At 34.7% G+C, this 15,522-nt stretch carries 12 protein-coding genes and 1 pseudogene; 2 read left to right on the forward strand and 11 right to left on the reverse strand.

Annotation, left to right across the window (positions count from 1 at the left end; genetic code table 11):
• Positions 1 to 85: 85 nt before the first annotated feature.
• A complete protein-coding gene (locus GSM_RS06610) occupies positions 86 to 586 on the forward strand; it encodes a DoxX family membrane protein (protein ID WP_010077934.1) in 501 nt (166 codons plus the stop codon).
• Positions 587 to 611: 25 nt separating this feature from the next.
• Here the strand turns inward: GSM_RS06610 and GSM_RS06615 are convergent, their stop codons facing one another.
• From GSM_RS06615 to glf, 11 genes and pseudogenes are all read right to left on the reverse strand, one after another.
• Positions 612 to 1,115 (reverse strand): shikimate kinase, encoded by a 504-nt coding sequence (locus GSM_RS06615; protein WP_010077935.1) that lies wholly within the window; start codon positions 1,113 to 1,115, stop codon positions 612 to 614.
• 3 nt (positions 1,116 to 1,118) lie between these two features.
• On the reverse strand, positions 1,119 to 2,219 hold the full coding sequence (locus GSM_RS06620; RefSeq protein WP_010077936.1) for a prephenate dehydrogenase: 1,101 nt from the start codon (positions 2,217 to 2,219) through the stop codon (positions 1,119 to 1,121).
• A 4-nt stretch (positions 2,220 to 2,223) separates the two neighbouring features.
• Positions 2,224 to 3,528 carry a 3-phosphoshikimate 1-carboxyvinyltransferase gene (gene aroA, locus GSM_RS06625; RefSeq protein ID WP_010077937.1) on the reverse strand — a complete coding sequence of 435 codons (1,305 nt, stop codon included), beginning with the start codon at positions 3,526 to 3,528 and terminating at the stop codon, positions 2,224 to 2,226.
• An 8-nt stretch (positions 3,529 to 3,536) separates the two neighbouring features.
• Positions 3,537 to 4,070, reverse strand: coding sequence for a hypothetical protein (locus tag GSM_RS06630; RefSeq protein WP_010077938.1), 534 nt, complete (start codon positions 4,068 to 4,070; stop codon positions 3,537 to 3,539).
• A gap of 22 nt (positions 4,071 to 4,092) precedes the next feature.
• Positions 4,093 to 5,262, reverse strand: a complete 1,170-nt coding sequence (gene aroC / locus GSM_RS06635; RefSeq protein WP_029327384.1) for a chorismate synthase — start codon at positions 5,260 to 5,262, stop codon at positions 4,093 to 4,095.
• A 13-nt stretch (positions 5,263 to 5,275) separates the two neighbouring features.
• On the reverse strand, positions 5,276 to 6,727 hold the full coding sequence (locus GSM_RS06640; protein ID WP_010077940.1) for an MFS transporter: 1,452 nt from the start codon (positions 6,725 to 6,727) through the stop codon (positions 5,276 to 5,278).
• Positions 6,728 to 7,157: 430 nt separating this feature from the next.
• A pseudogene (locus GSM_RS14075) lies at positions 7,158 to 8,356 on the reverse strand (DUF2075 domain-containing protein).
• A 376-nt stretch (positions 8,357 to 8,732) separates the two neighbouring features.
• Complete coding sequence (locus GSM_RS14560) at positions 8,733 to 10,133, reverse strand: L,D-transpeptidase family protein (RefSeq protein WP_162097657.1); 1,401 nt, start codon at positions 10,131 to 10,133, stop codon at positions 8,733 to 8,735.
• Positions 10,134 to 10,361: 228 nt separating this feature from the next.
• The gene (locus GSM_RS06655) at positions 10,362 to 11,402 is read right to left on the reverse strand and encodes a glycosyltransferase (protein WP_010077944.1); all 1,041 of its coding nucleotides are present in this window, start codon (positions 11,400 to 11,402) and stop codon (positions 10,362 to 10,364) included.
• Positions 11,403 to 11,537: 135 nt separating this feature from the next.
• Entirely contained in the window at positions 11,538 to 12,719 is a 1,182-nt protein-coding gene (locus tag GSM_RS14085) for a hypothetical protein (protein ID WP_010077945.1), read from the reverse strand.
• A gap of 71 nt (positions 12,720 to 12,790) precedes the next feature.
• Positions 12,791 to 13,906 (reverse strand): UDP-galactopyranose mutase, encoded by a 1,116-nt coding sequence (gene glf / locus GSM_RS06665; RefSeq protein ID WP_010077946.1) that lies wholly within the window; start codon positions 13,904 to 13,906, stop codon positions 12,791 to 12,793.
• A 351-nt stretch (positions 13,907 to 14,257) separates the two neighbouring features.
• Between glf and GSM_RS06670 the strand changes: the two genes are divergently transcribed.
• Positions 14,258 to 15,502: a nucleotide sugar dehydrogenase gene (locus tag GSM_RS06670; protein WP_010077947.1), complete on the forward strand. Its 1,245-nt coding sequence runs from the start codon at positions 14,258 to 14,260 to the stop codon at positions 15,500 to 15,502.
• The last annotated feature ends 20 nt before the right edge of the window (positions 15,503 to 15,522 follow it).

The following is a 15,522-nucleotide window of genomic DNA, read 5'->3' on the forward strand; positions in this document are numbered from 1 at the left end:
ACTTTTTCACTTTTCTTTACAATTATATTCATCTTGTATATACTTACATTGTGAAAGCGAATTCATTAAATATGGAGGGATAATAATGATAAAATGGCTACGCAGTTCAAATGTAAGCAGTATTTTATTAGCAATTATTAGAATTTATTTAGGTGTCCTGTGGCTCATGACCGGAATTGAAAAAGTTGGTAATTTTACCGCTGAAAAATTCATATCCGCAGCAATTAAGACGCCTGTACTTGATCCGACAGGTCATTCTGCATACGGGTGGTTTACCTCGATTCTAGAAAATTTCGTTGCTCCAAATATTGGCATTTTTAATTTTCTAGTAGTTTGGGGTGAAATATTCATTGGTCTTGGTTTAATTTTTGGTGCCTTTACCACAACAGCTACATTCTTTGCACTTATGATGAACTTCAGCTATATATTGGCTGGAAGTATCTCAGTTAATCCCAAATATATTTTCTTCGAATTTATAATTATTATTGCTGGTTACAATGCTGGAAAAATTGGATTAGATCGCTTTATCATCCCGTTTATCCGTGAAAAGGCTCCTTTTCTCAAAAATTCGGTCGAAAACTATTGATTCTATAACAGCTAATTATTGTAAATTAGTTTACTGATAAATACTTGTAAATTTGTTCAGTAATTTCTAGTGGTGAATGATTATCTGTGTTTATACGCAAATTAGCGCATTTTTGATAAAAGGGCATTCTTTTAAACTGCAGCTCCGCTAATTGTTCTACTGACATTTGATTTACAAGTGGTCTTTCTTTACTCTTACCCACTCGTTCTAAAATCGTATTTGTTGAAGCCTCTAGCAGTATCACAGGCGCCTTTGTTGCTTGTAATATTTCTAAGTTTTGCATACTAATTGGAGTTCCTCCACCTGTTGAGAGGACTCCATTTTTTTTCAACTGATTCAATAAGATTTGGTGTTCTAGTTCACGAAACTTTTTTTCACCATAGTTTGAGAAAAATTCTGGGATTGTTTGTCCAGCATTTTCAACAATTTCTTGATCTAGGTCCGTATGCGGCACCAATAAAGTCTTGGCTAGCATCCTTCCAATTGTTGTCTTCCCACTTCCCATAAAGCCAATCAAGATAGCATCCATCTTCTATTCCCCCTTAACAATCCGATATTCTTGACCCGAAAGTATTTTTTTTGCTTTCTCATAATCAATTTCTTTCATAAATGTCAGCTGTAAAATACCATCAATTTCTTCTCGGATCTCTAAAATCTGCAAATTAACTAAATTAATTTTATTGCATGCCAACAACTGCGTTACTCTTGCAATTGCACCAACTTTATCTGGTATGTTAACAAATAAATCATAGAAATCTGGTAAGATATATTTTTTTTGGTTACTCAATTTATCACGACTATTCTTAGCTTGAAAGAATAAATTATAAAGATTTTCTTGGTTGCCATTTTTTAAATCATCTTGAACTTCAGAAAGCTGCTGCTGGTACTTTGCTAATTGAGTCGTGAGTATCGTTGTATTCGTTTTTAAAATCGCACTCCACATGTCTGGATCAGAAGAAGCAATTCTAGTAATTGATTTAAAGCCCCCGGCTGCCATCTTCATCCCCAATGGAGAATCTGCAAATTCATCTTGCGTTCGGTTTACCAAAGTTGCTGCAATGATATGCGGTAAATGGCTGATTTGTCCCACTAATTTGTCATGTGTGCTGGCATCTACTTCAAACCACTTAACATTTGTTTCTTGCAACAATAACTGTAGCTTTTCTATCTGCTTATCTTTTGCCTTTGGTGCGACCAAAAAATAGAACGCATTCTCAAATAAATCGGCTCTTCCAGCCGTAACACCAGCTTTATGCGATCCAGCCATTGGATGACCACCAATAAAAGTTACATTTGGTTGAATCAACTCTTTAGCCGCTTTTAAAACTGTTTGTTTTGTACTTCCCACATCTGTAACGATTGCATCCTTTTTTAACTGCATTTTGCTTAGTTCATGCAATGTAGTGACAATTTGATCCACAGGAGTTGCTAAAATAATAATATCGGCTGTTTTTACGGCCGCCAAATTTCCCGCAGCTCTATCAATTATTTTATTTGCAATTGCATAGTCCAACGTATCTTTATCTTTATCAGCCGCAGTTATCACTATTTCTTCATTCTTTTTTTTAATTGCTCGTGCAAGTGAACTACCAATTAAGCCGAGCCCATTGATAAAAACTTCTGTCGTACTCATTGCATCAACTCCTTCTCAATAGAGATTTTAAATCTGCAAAAAAAGATGGATATGAAACTGCAATAGCTGCAGCATCATTAAGATACAACTCCTGGTCTGTTCGCAAAGCAGCAACTGCCAGCATCATACCAATACGGTGATCTCCATGACTATTCAGTTCATTTGTATTTATTTTCCAGTTTTTTCTTCCATGAATTATCATTCCATCTGATAATTCAGTAATCAATACCCCCAATTTACCTAATTCTTGGGTGACCGTTGCAATACGATCCGTTTCTTTTACACGTAATTCAGCCGCTCCTCTTATTTCACTTACTCCCTCGGCACACGCTGCCAGTAAGGCCACAAGTGGTAACTCGTCAATCAATGCTGGAATATCGTTTTCTGTTATTCTAATTGAGGTTAGATTGCTTGTGCTAATCTCAATATCTCCGTAACACTCATCTGTGTTTTCTTTGTAAACAACCTTGAAATTTGCTTCCATTCGTTCTAAAACTTTTAAAATTCCAGTTCTAGTCGGATTCAAACTGACATTTTTCAAAAGTACCTTTGAATTTGGCACAATTGCTGCGGCCACTAAAAAAAATGCAGCCGACGATATATCTCCTGGAACATTGACTACTTGTCCCCTTAAATTAGCGCTAGGTTTTATATTGATTGTTTTTTGATCACTTTCAGTTGTGAGATCTGCTCCAAATTTACGCAGCATGAGTTCAGTATGATTTCTCGTTGGCAACTTTTCAATTACTGTTGTTGGGTTATCAGCTTGCAATGCAGCAAAAATAACAGCACTTTTAACTTGTGCACTGGCTACCTGTAACCGTATATCAATTCCGTGAATTTTACTCCCCTTAATGATCGCTGGGAGAGTTCCAAGTTTTGTTGTTTCAATTTCGGCACCCATTTTAGAAAGCGGAACAGCAACTCTGTTCATCGGCCTTTTTGATAGAGATCCGTCTCCCCTCAAATTGCTAGTAAAATTTGTCCCTACAAGTAATCCCATTAACAGTCTAGTTGTAGTTCCTGAATTTCCCATATCAAGTGGTTGTTCAGGAGCCTTGAAACCTCCAAATCCCACTCCATGTACAATTACCTGTGTTGCGCTTTCTTCAATTACCACTCCTAATTGTCGCAGTGCATTTAAGGTACTGCGACAATCCTGTGACCATAAAAAATGATTAATGACTGTCTGTCCTTCGCTTATTGCACCTATCATTAATGCTCTGTGTGAAATACTTTTATCTCCAGGAACATTAATCGTTCCGTGTAGTCCCCCCGTAGGAAAGGCATTTAACTTAATTTTTTCCATTATTATGGCTACTCCTTAATAATCTGATATACTACCCAAACCATCTGTGGACTGAATTTTTTTAAAATAATTTCATTTTCTCTTAAATGGATATTTTTAGTATTAGTAAGTACATATTGTCCATCTTCTAAATACTCTTGATAGGCAAGGTACTTACTCTTTGCACATCTTATTTCAGCAGGTTCAACAACCTGTCTCAATAAATCGGCTAATGCAGCGTGAGTATAGGCTATCCCGCTATTGCATCTGCTATTTTTCAGCAATACAAGTGGTGATATTTCAAATATGAAACTTGTAATTAATTTTAAGCGTTCAATATTGCGATAGTGGAAGTCTCCCCAGTCAACACCTAATTCTTTAGACTTAAAAGCCGCGGGAATCACAATATATTCGCCTTGATATTTTGACATTTGGGCTATTATTTTTTCAAAACTCGTATGCAGCTCAATTTCAACACTTTGATTCATTAGATGTTGATTAACATAATATTTTGTTGCCGCATAGCTATCAGTTTGTTTTGGGCCAAGCGTGTGTATTCGCAAGTTAGCCTCCTCTTAAAAAATTTTAAAACTCTCGAACTTCTTTCCGATAATCAGCAATTTGCTTTTTTAAACGCTCAATATTGCTTCCCTCAAAAGTAGCTAGGATTTCCTTAGCCAATTCAATTGCAACCACACTCTCAATGACAATTGAAGCTGGTACGATTGCCGTTGTATCGGAGCGCTCAACGTTAGCCTTTTGTTGCAGATGTGTCTCGACATTAACGGTTTGTAGTGCCTTGTATAAGGTTGGTATTGGCTTCATTGCAGCAAAGACCACCACAGGCATTCCATTAGTCATTCCACCTTCAAATCCTCCCAAGTTATCGCTTGTTCGTGTCCATCCTGTATCTTGGTCCCAATCAATCGGATCCATAACCTGACTCCCAAATTGACTGGCAACCTCAAATCCGTCTCCAATAGAAACACCCTTCATTGCATTTACTCCCATAACTGCTGCTGCTAATTTTGCATCCAACTTAGTGTTCCATCCTGTGTAACTTCCTAACCCCGCAGGTAAATTATTCACAACTACCCTAATAATTCCGCCAAGAGTATCGCCATTCTTTTTAGTCCTATCTATCAATTCATGAATTTCAGCTACTTTTTGATTATCAATAATTCGTAAGTCGTTTTGTAAAATCTTCTCCATAATTTCTGCCGAGTCAGTTGGACGTCCTCCTAAAGCTTTAACTGATCCAATCTGCTCCACGTACCCAACAATACCGATATCCAATTGATTCAAAAGCTGCTTACAAATTGCACCTATTGCTACACGCATTGCCGTCTCTCGTGCAGAAGATCGCTCTAAAACATTACGTAAGTCACGGTGTCCATACTTCATCCCACCAATTAAATCTGCATGTCCTGGACGTGGTCTTGTAACTTTTCTTAGTGTATTTTGTTCTGTCTCAACACTAATTGGATCCATAATTTTAGACCAATGAGCATGGTCAATATTATTAATCATCAATGCAATTGGTGACCCTAGCGTTTTTTGATGGCGTACACCACCTACAATTTGAATAGTATCATGCTCGATTTTTTGACGATTTCCTCTTCCGTAACCACCTTGTCTAGCCGATAATTGCTGATTAATCTGATCTATATCAAGTACCACTCCTGCTGGAAACCCTTCTAGTATCCCTGTTAATTGTGGGCCATGTGATTCACCAGCTGTTAGATAATTCATTATTAAAAAGCCTCCTTTAGTTTGTTAAATCATCTTTCTCGAAGTCCTCTGCCTCATATGTTCGTGAGTTCTTCATAATATGCCGATAGACATCTTGCAAGTATGGTGTCAAGTTCTCATTTGAACTCTGTACTGAAATTCTATTAAGCACTGCTTCCTCACGTTTTTCATCTAAAAATGCTTGCTGATTGAAAAATTTTATTTTTCCAACTACTTTAACTTCTTTAAAACGATATTCAAGTAACTTAATTACCAAATAATCAATTAACGTAATCTTTTTCCTAGCCTGTTCGAGATTAGTCTCAGATCCTAAAAACATACGGGCACCCACAGAAAGCACGAGGCCCACCAATGCAATCAACAAATCAAATTCCAATACTGACCTAATACTGTTCTTTGAAAGCCATCCAGTAATTAACGGAATTGAAAAAGATGCTAGACTACCAAAGGTAAAGAAAACTCCGGTAATTAGGCCTTTATGCTTTGAGAATACTTTCAAGAATAGATTTAATCCTGTCTGCATAATGCCGCCTGCAGCACTCATTCCGAACACCAATGATGCAATACTAATCAGTAAACTATTATTGGTAAAATTAACTACCAACAGACTTATTAGGCTCAATGCATTCAATGAAATTAAAAGTATCGTTTCAGAAATATGCTTTCGCAACAGCAAGAAAACAATAACAACTCCTGTAATTGAACCTATACTGTATAAAGAAAGCAACAAGTGTGCCTGCAGATTACTAAAGTGCAGCTGTTTTTCAGCATATAAACTAATCCATTGTGTGTACAGAATCATCAGAGCCATTGAGCTATACCCGTAAAGAGAAAGTACAACCGCTAAACCCTTTCTACGCCAAGCCGGGAGGTGAGCAAATAATTGCTGTTGAATTTCTTGATTAAGATTTTTTTCTGGAAATTTCACTGGAAATAAAATTATTGCATTCAAAACTAAAATAATAGCAGCAAGTATAAAAGACCAGCCAAACCACAACTTGTTGACCTCTAGAAAAGAGACACCTAAAGGCAAGATAAATTCTCCTGCGGACATAAAAGCCTTAATCAAAATATTTGAAGCTCCATTATTGGTACCCATTTCAAGAAATACAGGATATGTTCCTGAATCAAGTGCTGAATTGGCAATCCCCGCCAGAATTGCCAACAGATATGCGGACATCACGTCTTTAACTAGCAACATCCCAATAAAGAAAATAAAGTAACTACCAATTCCGATATAGATAAAACTCTTTCTTCCATATCGATCAGCTAGACTACCAAGTAGCAGGTATGCCGCTAGACGCCCAATGCCAACGCCAGAAATAACATATGAAACAACTGCTAGGGGCTGGCCCCATAATTTACCAAGTTCCTGCATGTTTTGAGCTAAGATTATCAAACCTATTCCGTGAACAAAATAGTTAAGATATAACCCAATTGTTAGTCTCTTTCGTTTACTTGCCTCCATAATATTCATCCTCCTTTGTGATAAAAAACTAAATAAAAAACCAGCTAGATTTTTTTATCTAGCTGGTTTGCTTTAACCGATTATTCAACAAAGAATTCAGTCATATCACCAGCTAGACTACTACACGTCTAGCTGGCAAAAAATGACCTTGCGCACCCAGACACGGACGTCCCGTCCGTGCCGCGAAACACGAACGTTACCTAAAGTAAGCAAAGCCATAATAATATGAACTTGAGAGTTTCGTATGAATACACATTTAATAGATCCTTCCTTTGTTTTATTTATTTTACATTAAAACACCTTAGAAATTAAAAGTCAATTGTTTATTTTTCTTTGAATTAAAAATTTCAGCTTAGCCGAGGCAGATTCCTCTGTGTTGATATTATAAACTCTTTACTAAATAAAACTATGTACCTAGATCACACTTTTTCTAATTTTGTAATAGCTTTTTTCGTAGTTTGCTGTCCACCGCATAGATGTATAGACCCTTTCTCGCACGAGTTAATAAAACATTTAAGGCATTCAGTATTAATCGCTCTTTAGCTGCTTCAATATTTGTGCCCAGGTGTTTTATCCCATTAAAAGCGGCCTGATCTTCATAAAGTTCTGAGCGAACAACGATCTTGTCCAATTGTTCATCATAACCCAGACTTGGCCCAAGAATTATACCAGCATAATTCAAATCAAAACCTTGGATCGTATAAACTGATCCAACCTCATCAATAGTATCTGCTCTTTCGGCCCATGCCAAAGATTCTTGTGGTTTGCTTCTATCCCAACGCAGACTCAGATTTCCCGCCTTTACAAAATAATCATTTCCATCTAAACGATAGGGAAAGTCGTATGTCGCTAACAATCTGCTAAGTCCCACAGTTTTCTCATGAGTTTTTATTAATTCGTACATTCTTTTTGCATCATTCATTATACGAAAATCAAATTTTTGTTTTGCTGGTAACTGATCGATTTTCTCGCTACAAAAATCACTGATCCAATTCTGCACATCGGTATTTGCTTCTATCCTAAACTGCTCCTGCAAATGTCTGATTTTGACATTGTCTCCGCCTAAAATTGCAACTAATTTTTGTTTTGACCAATAGCTTTTGGCTTTCAATACTTGTTTATTGTCAAATATCAATATAACTATCCTTGCATACTTTAGAATTTCTTGCAGTTGATTTTCCTGATAAAAATGATTATATGCATCTTTTTTTGTCAACAATAGGTGTGCTTCATCAATAATTACGATATCAACTTGTTCAACACTTTTATGAATTCTATTGATAAAAGACGTTGGTCTATCAAAGTTTTTTTTAATAACATCGGAGATTCCCCTGCTACTCTTTTATAGAACTTCAACATTTCAGGATGATTAACTAGTACATAATTATTAGTTCCGCTAAAAATTGAACTTTTATCCTTGCAAGCTGCTTGAATTTCATTAAACAAAGCTGTAACTAATACACTTTTACCAGTTCCAGCCTGTCCACCAATCACAAATATACCCTTCTGTCTTTCCTCAATCTTACTCTTCGCAAAATTCAATGCTTCATTTTTAATTTCTTCCTGCTCGCAACTTAATTCACGCACAGGCCAAGTAATACCTAATTTTCCCTCATTCTCTCTTACCATTTAATGCTCACTCCCGTTATAATCAATATGAGTGCAAAGACTTTATTTCCGTCATAACTGTGCTCCTTTAAATCTTTTTAAAGCCTTTCTTCACATTTTCTTCACATTTCAAGCATAATATTGCACTTGTAACCTGATATAAAAACAACTTTTCATTTACTCCCCCTATATAAGTAAATGAAGTGATTTTTAATCACGTAACCTTTTCTCCGTATGTTTAGGCATACGGAGTTTTTTGTTTTTTTGTATAAAAAGCAAGTGTTAGCAGTACTAAAACATAACCCTACAAAAAACTTATCTTTCTAACAACGGCCGAATAAAAAAAGAGTTATGCTCATCAAGTGACCTTGCACAACTCCCATTTTACTATTATTTTCTAGTAACTACTAATCTGACTTTCGGTATTAACATTCACGATATATGCACCCTTGTTAAGTTTGGCAAGCATCGCGATTAAAACTGATCTTGGTACCGAAACACACCCCGCCGTCGAACCACCAGTTGAGACATGTACGAAAAATCCAGAACCAGCACCCTTTACAACGGGATTAGTATTATAATTAATGACTATTCCATACTCGTATTGCGTTGGATAACTCAGTAAATGTTCACTTGGAGCTTTAGCATAGCTTCTCTCTTGCCATGTATTATAAGCTGAATCGTTTACATCCTCAATCCAGTAAGAACGACTATCTGCTTGTCGATAGGATAGACCAGTACTTACACTTGCATGGCTTCCAAATGCAGTACCAAGTGTGTACGCCCCTTGAGGAGTCTTCCCAGCCCCTTCATATGTCTTCCCTAGCCCGTTATATCCAACATGTCCAGCAGACGTAGCTATTACTTGAGACCATATTCCATTTGTATCTTTTTGATAAAGATATACATTTGCCGTCTTCTTATAGTTAGCAACAGTAACAATTGTTTGATTCGTTTTTTGTGCAAAATTCGCTTCAGCTAATTGCAAGGAAATATTCGAAATACTTAAAGCTCCACTTACGGTATTTAATGAATAAGTAATTCCATTGATTTTTTGACGGCCATACAACATTTGCCCTGCGGCATTATAATAAACAATTTTATTCTGATTTTTTATTAATTGAAAACCTGTCTTCATTGCCCCAGTTACCGAGTCAAAATAATACCACTTTCCGTTAATATGTTGCTGCCCATATTGTAACTGTCCATTTGTAGCATAGTAGACTGTCTTACGTTGGCTTTGAATATATTTGAAACCCGTCGTAACTGCACCCGTGGTATCATTCAAATAGTACCACTTACCACCAATATGCTGTTGTCCATACAGCATTTTACCATCTGCAGCGTAATAGACCGTCTTTTTCTGAGCGGCTATATACTTCCACCCAGTTACAACACCACCCGTAATATCATCAAAATAATACCATGAACCATTGATATGCTGTTGTCCATATTGTAACTGTCCATTTGCTGCATAGTAAACTGTCTTACGTTGACTTTGAATATATTTGAAACCCGTCGTAACTGCACCCGTGGTATCATTCAAATAGTACCACTTACCACCAATATGCTGTTGTCCATACAGCATTTTACCATCTGCAGCATAATAGACCGTCTTTTTCTGAGCGGCTATATACTTCCACCCAGTTACGACATTGCCCGTACTATCATCAAAGTAATACCATGAACCATTGATATATTTTTGACCACGCAATGAATAATCTTTATTAAGTTGTTGTGTCACGGCAACATTAACTGAAGAAGAACTACTTGCCTTTACAGTTGTTGTACAATTCAAGGCAAAAAATCCCAAAAGAAAAAAAGACATATAAATTAAACAGCTCAACGCCCTATTTTCACATTTCTCTTTGTTCTTCAATTAAATTCATCCTCTTTTATTAAAATAATTAATAATTCTCGATAAAGTTACCATAAAAATAAAAATTACAATTTCCCAATTCTGATTTTTTTAATCTCTTGACCTGACCTTAATCTCTATTCGAATTTCTATAACACCAACATTATATCATCTATTTTTCAATCTGATCAGTAGTTTAAGAATTCGGAAAAGGCGATACCTCAAACAGAACACAAAAATTTTTTCTTGGCTGTTCAAAAGTTTGTAATTTATATTAGCAAGTGCATTTTTATACCTTGGTGTTTCTAGTAACTGTTCAATTTCATTCTTAATGTTACCGAATTTTTTTGTATTTTTTTCATTAAAAAAATACCTAGCAAAAAAAGAATTAAAACTTGTAAGTTCCTTCATATAGACAGCCTGATACATTAAATCTTCCTTACCATATTTATCCAAAAACCTAAGTGTCTCATCAAAATAAGTTTCAAAGTTTGAAATTATATCAGTTGAATACTTATGAGAAGCAGAATTTTCATCTTCTCTGTAGTAGTAATTATTTTTCTTAGTATATGCGACTTTTTTAGCATTTTCGAATGCATACAGGCAAAAAATATTATCCTGCATTCTCTTCATACCAGGAACAAATTCCAAGTTATTTTTTTCTAGAAAATCTCTATTAAACATCTTACACCAAGGCACACCCGCGGCTATTCCCTTTGGATAGTATCTACAAAGTTTTTTCCCTACTAGTTGGTATAACAGCTCATTTTTCTGAGCCCCTGTCAGCACTCTGCTTTCACCTTGTAAAAAATCATTTTTTTGATTGTTATCCTTGTAATTTATAAAACAATTAGATACAGAAATGTCAGCATTTGTGTTTTCTATTGCTTCAACCAAATCAGATATATAGTCTTTAGAGACCCAATCATCTGGATCAACAAAACATATATATTCTCCGCTCGAAACTTCTAGTCCCTTATTCCTTGCTACAGAAACACCACTATTAACCTGTTTATGAACTTTCACTCTGGAATCCCTTTTTTGTAATGATAAACATACATCAAATATATTGTTTGTAGAACCGTCATCTATTAATATTACTTCAATATTTTTGTATGTTTGGTTGAGTAGTGATTCAACACATTTTTTCAAAAAGTTATCTTCAATATTAAATATTGGTAAAATAATACTTACGAGTTTTGTCTCCATCAGTTTTTCTCCTACAAATAGTTTAATTAATCCTATAAAATGCAATTCAATAGTCAAAATCAATATTATTTATTATTTAAGCATAATTCAATAAAAAAAAGCTGTTCAAACCCAGCTTTTCTTCTAAAAAATTATCTATACAATTTCATTTCTCCAATAATCGATGTTTGCAAATAAACCTAGAAATATCACATTAAAGGATAATTCAAACAGATGCTGATCAATTAGCGAACTGATAATTGCAAACAGTAACCACACAATCAAAACAAAGCTCTTTCCATTATAAAATTTCCGATACAAGAAATAAATTACAAATAACAGAACAAAAAATACAAGAATTCCTTCCATCATCAATAACCGAATAAATGAAACATCTATATAAAAGTAATCAAAAGGATGACTGTGTAGCCCTCCGTTACCATTTTGATAAACAAACTGTCCTAAAAAGGTTACATTATAATTTTTAAAAGCCTCATGACCATATGTTAACCTTCCAGACAAAAGCTTATTCACTATTTGAAAAATACGTACTGAAGGCTCAAAGAGATAAGCTAGTACTATATTGAGGAAGATTACCACAAAAATAGCACCCGCTGCAATTTTTACACTTATCTTCTTAATAATACGAAAAATAAACTTTTTGAATACAGTCGCCAAGATAACCATAATCATTAATAAAAAGTCTAACCGTGTATCCGTAAGAGCATAAATCATGACTGAAAAAGCACTTGCAGCTATATACTCAGGAATACTAAACTTAAATTTTTTCAAAGCAGCATAAGAAAGCAGTATATAAAAACATCTTGCGGCTAAATCAGTTGGGTAAACAGCTCCAACCGAATATCTGACGGTTGGTTCCAGCAATCTGCCGATTGTTACATTAACAATAACTCCAAATAAAGATGCAATAGCTGCAATAACAAATACAGATACCACTGCCCACAAAAACACCTTTATTATCTTTTTGAAATCTACATTCTTTGCTCCAATGATATACACATAGTAATAAAAAAATAAGTATTCCCTTGAATTTGTACAGATTTGCCATAATACCAAACCCGATAACAATATTACACTTATACTTTTTAAATCCCACTCGTCAAACAACAGAACTTTTATTAGAACTCCTACTATCGTCAATTCACTTATTAAATAAGTATAATTACTAACAGAATTAATCCAAATAAACATCGTCCCATTAATTGCACTTGCTATAATGTACACTGCAAACATTGATAAGTAAATCAACTCTGGTACGCTTAGTGCTTTATTGTTCAACGGAGCTACTACAGGTTCTTTTTCTATATCATTTATCATTTTCAAGTTAACCCCATTATTGAAGCCTTTTATTATTCAAAACTAAAATTTGACTAACAAAAGAACTAAACTTAGTCTCCTATTTCTGCTTTTACAACATTCAACGCTGCACTTATAACTTGGTCCATATCATAGTAACGATACTGGCCTAATCGACCACCAAACAAAACATTTTTAGCTTTTCTATCTGCTAGCTCCTTGTATTGCTTATATAATGTATTATTTTTCGTATTGTTAACTGGATAATAAGGTTCATCCCCACGCTTCCAAGTTTTTGGATATTCGCGAGTAATAACTGTTTTGTTTTTGTCACTTTTGCCAAATTCAAAATGCTTATGCTCGATAATTCTTGTGAAAGGAGTTTCAGCATCAGTATAATTCACAACTGCATTTCCTTGGTAATTATCAACATCTAATTTTTCTGTCTCAAACTTCAGACTGCGATACTCCAACTCTCCCAATGAATAGTTGAAATATTCATCAATCATACCCGTAAATATAATTCTATCAAATTCTTTTAAATATTCATCTTTCTTATCAAAGAAATCAACACCTGTCTCAACAGTAATCAAATCACTAGCAAGCATCTTTTCAACTATCTGTGTATAGCCACCAACTGGGATTCCTTGGTAATCATCATTAAAATAATTGTTATCATATGTCAATCTAACTGGCAATCTACGAATAATGAATGCTGGCAGATCCTTTGTTGAACGACCCCATTGTTTCTCCGTGTAGCCCTTAATTAGCTTTTCATAAATATCCGTACCAACTAAAGAAATTGCCTGTTCTTCCAAATTTTCAGGCCGTTTACCATTCAGAATTGATTTTTGTTCGTCAATTTTTGCTTGCGCCTCTTCTGGTGTTACAACACCCCAGAGTTTATTGAATGTATTCATATTAAATGGCAAGTTATAAATTTCGCCATGATAGTTTGCAACTGGACTATTTGTATAGCGATTGAATTCTGCAAATTGGTTTACATAATCCCAGACCTTTTTGTTTGAAGTATGAAAGATGTGCGCTCCATATTGATGAACCTGAATACCATCTACTTCTTTGGTAAAAATATTTCCAGCAATGTGGTTACGTCTCTCAATTACTTTAACCTCATGCCCCTTTTTAGCAGCTTCATACGCAAATGTCGCTCCAAATAATCCTGCTCCAACTATTAAATACTTAGTCATTTTCTTCCTCCAATATTATTATACAGTAAATTTATTTTTTCTAACTACAAATGCAATATACTGAAAAAATGCTGTCTATGTATAAAAAGTTTCTTGATATCTAATAAAATTTAATTTATATTTACAAACATTTTACTATGCTTGTCTAAATTTCAATTCCTATTCACTATAAATCAACCAAAATATATCTACTATTGAATGCTATATTCAATTTAGATTATAATAAAAGTATTAAATGGTCAAGTAATTACAGAACTTTTAAGTAATTATGATATAATGCATGTGTGTTTCCTATTGGATTTATTTATAGGGCAGCAACATTTAAAATTTATTAGTGAGGTTTTATGGATAATGGATAAACAATATCATATTACAGTTGCAGGTACGGGCTATGTAGGGCTATCCCTTGCAACACTTCTTTCTCAAAATAACATAGTAAAAGCTATCGATATAGTAAAAGAAAAAGTTGACCTTATAAATGAAAGAAAATCACCTATTCAAGATAAATATATAGAGGAATATTTATCAACAAAAAAACTTAACCTTGTAGCCACAACAGATGAAAGTTTTGCTTATAGTGACTCGGATTTTGTCATCGTCGCAGCACCAACAAATTATAATAGTAAGACTCATCTCTTTGATACCTCTGCTGTTGAAGCTGTAGTCGACTCTGTTCATAAATACAATCCAGAGGCTGTGATAGTTATAAAGTCAACGGTTCCTGTAGGCTATACTAGAAAACTGCGTAAAGAAACAGGCATAACAAATATCATCTTTAGTCCAGAGTTTCTGAGAGAATCTAAGGCCCTTTACGACAACTTATATCCAAGCAGAATAATAGTTGGATACGACGAGTCTAACAATGGATTGCTAGAAAAAGCAAAAATTTTTGAAGGCTTACTCCAGGACGGAGCATTAAAAAAGGATATAGATACATTATTTATGGGGTCTACTGAAGCGGAAGCAGTCAAGTTATTTGCTAACACTTATTTAGCATTGCGTGTGTCTTATTTCAACGAATTAGATACATACGCAGAACTTAAAAATTTAGATACTCAACAAATTATTGAGGGTGTAGGTCTTGATCCTCGTATTGGTACACACTATAACAATCCTTCTTTTGGTTATGGTGGATATTGCTTGCCAAAAGACACAAAACAGCTTCTTGCTAACTATGAAGGGGTGCCTCAAACACTTATCAAAGCAATTGTAGATTCAAATAAAACACGTAAGGACTTCATTGCTGATCGTGTTCTTAAAACTGCGGGTTATCATACTCGTGAAACAGATCATGGTAAAGAAGATGAAATGAACATAACCATTGGTGTCTACCGACTGACGATGAAAAGTAATTCTGATAATTTCAGACAGAGTTCAATTCAAGGTGTTATGAAACGAATTAAAGCAAAGGGTATAAATATAATTATCTATGAGCCTACTTTAGAAGATGGATCTACCTTTTTTGGAAGTAAAGTTGTAAATGATTTAACTTCTTTCAAGAAAAATTCTTCTGCTATTATCGCAAACCGTTATAACAACGAATTGTCTGATGTCAAAGATAAGGTTTATACACGCGATATCTTCAAAAGAGATTAAAAACATTTTATATATTAATA

This window comes from Liquorilactobacillus mali KCTC 3596 = DSM 20444, assembly GCF_000260415.1.
Classification (GTDB): domain Bacteria; phylum Bacillota; class Bacilli; order Lactobacillales; family Lactobacillaceae; genus Liquorilactobacillus; species Liquorilactobacillus mali.

Excerpts from the sequence above, each read along its gene's own strand:
- GSM_RS06640 (WP_010077940.1), bottom strand. The coding sequence starts at position 6,727 with ATGGAGGCAAGTAAACGAAAGAGACTAACAATTGGGTTATATCTTAAC.
- GSM_RS06655 (WP_010077944.1), bottom strand. The coding sequence starts at position 11,402 with ATGGAGACAAAACTCGTAAGTATTATTTTACCAATATTTAATATTGAA.
- GSM_RS14085 (WP_010077945.1), bottom strand. The coding sequence starts at position 12,719 with ATGATAAATGATATAGAAAAAGAACCTGTAGTAGCTCCGTTGAACAAT.
- GSM_RS06620 (WP_010077936.1), bottom strand. The coding sequence starts at position 2,219 with ATGAGTACGACAGAAGTTTTTATCAATGGGCTCGGCTTAATTGGTAGT.
- GSM_RS06670 (WP_010077947.1), top strand. The coding sequence starts at position 14,258 with ATGGATAAACAATATCATATTACAGTTGCAGGTACGGGCTATGTAGGG.
- GSM_RS06610 (WP_010077934.1), top strand. The coding sequence starts at position 86 with ATGATAAAATGGCTACGCAGTTCAAATGTAAGCAGTATTTTATTAGCA.
- glf (WP_010077946.1), bottom strand. The coding sequence starts at position 13,906 with ATGACTAAGTATTTAATAGTTGGAGCAGGATTATTTGGAGCGACATTT.
- GSM_RS06615 (WP_010077935.1), bottom strand. The coding sequence starts at position 1,115 with ATGGATGCTATCTTGATTGGCTTTATGGGAAGTGGGAAGACAACAATT.
- aroA (WP_010077937.1), bottom strand. The coding sequence starts at position 3,528 with ATGGAAAAAATTAAGTTAAATGCCTTTCCTACGGGGGGACTACACGGA.